This window comes from Ralstonia sp. ASV6 (genome assembly GCF_016429285.1).
GTDB classification, from domain to species: Bacteria; Pseudomonadota; Gammaproteobacteria; order Burkholderiales; family Burkholderiaceae; genus Ralstonia; species Ralstonia flaminis.
In genome coordinates, this window is the sequence record NZ_JAELUI010000335.1 from 1 (window position 1) to 667 (window position 667).

General features: G+C 59.8%; 1 protein-coding gene. It reads left to right on the plus strand.

Going from position 1 to position 667, the window contains the following annotated elements:
- The coding region (locus JHD73_RS27950; RefSeq protein WP_199033362.1) for an IS256 family transposase at window positions 1-626 on the plus strand (626 nt) is incomplete at its 5' end.
- Between the last annotated feature and the right edge of the window lie 41 nt (window positions 627-667).

Consider the following 667-nt stretch of genomic DNA (forward strand, 5'->3'; position numbering starts at 1 on the left):
TCCTGGGCCTGTGGATCGAAAGCACCGAAGGCGCCAAGTTCTGGATGAAGGTGTTCAACGATCTGAAGACGCGCGGCGTGTGCGACATCCTGATCGCTGTCACCGATGGCCTCAAGGGCATGCCCGAAGCGCTGGCCACCGTGTTCCCGGCGACCACGCTGCAGACCTGCATCGTCCACCTGATCCGCAACAGTCTCGATTACGTGAACTGGAAAGACCGACGCGCGCTGGCCGCGGCGATTCGACCGATCTACACCGCCCCAAGTGCTGAGGCTGCGCAGGCCGAGCTCGATGTGTTTGCCCAAGGCCCATGGGGGCAGCGATTCCCGACGGTTAGTGCTGCATGGCGCAGCGCCTGGGATCGCGTAATTCCGTTCTTTGCGTTTCCACCTGAGGTGCGCCGCGTGATCTACACGACGAACGCCATCGAGAACATCAACGCGCAACTACGCAAGATCATCAAGACCCGAGGCCACTTCCCCAGCGACGAGGCAGCAACCAAGCTCATCTGGTTGGCGCTACGCAATATCACCGCAAACTGGAACCGCCCCGGTCTCGCTTGGAAGGACGCTATGAACCAATTCGCTATCCTCTATGCAGATCGATTCGTTCGACCGTCCGTGTGATTCTCAACCCCAGCCTTGAACACGGAAATCCTGACACTCCC